Source organism: Streptomyces boluensis (genome assembly GCF_009908195.1).
In the GTDB taxonomy this organism is placed as follows: Bacteria; Actinomycetota; Actinomycetes; order Streptomycetales; family Streptomycetaceae; genus Streptomyces; species Streptomyces boluensis.
This window is the reverse complement of sequence record NZ_JAAAHS010000786.1, coordinates 1-452: the sequence shown is the minus strand read 5'-3', so window position 1 is coordinate 452 and position 452 is coordinate 1. Positions and strand designations below refer to the sequence as shown.

Genomic DNA, 452 nt, shown 5'->3' with positions numbered 1-452 from the left:
AGGGGAATTGGGTGGTGAACGTCGGGGGTTCGGGGCCGGGTGAGGTACAAGGGATCGTCGATACGATGCATAGGCTGCCGCCATGTGGAGAGACACCATCACCCGCGCCTTCCCCGACGCCGCGTTCCGTGACCCTGCCCTACCGGCCGATGTCACCACCGCAGAACGGGAGTTGGGCCACGCCCTGCCGTCGGAGCTCGTAGAGTTGCTTCAGGAGTCCGACGGGGTCGTCGGGGCGTACGGGGTGGACGCCGTCTGGTCGTTGGGGCGGATCGTCGAGGACAACCTCCGCTTCCGCTCGGACCCTTCGTTCGCGGGGCTCTACATGCCGTTCGAGCCGCTGCTGTTCTTCGGTGACGACGGTGGTGGGGACCAGTTCGCGTTCGTGCGTACGCCGTCGCGTCCCGATGTCTTCGTGTGGGAGCACGAGGACGACAGCCGGCGCTGGGTCG

General features: G+C 67.0%; 1 protein-coding gene. It reads left to right on the top strand.

Features of this window, described 5'->3' with window-relative positions; all coding sequences use genetic code 11:
- Positions 1–82: 82 nt before the first annotated feature.
- Positions 83–452: SMI1/KNR4 family protein (locus tag GUY60_RS38090; RefSeq protein WP_161706059.1), on the top strand; the 370-nt coding region annotated here is incomplete at its 3' end.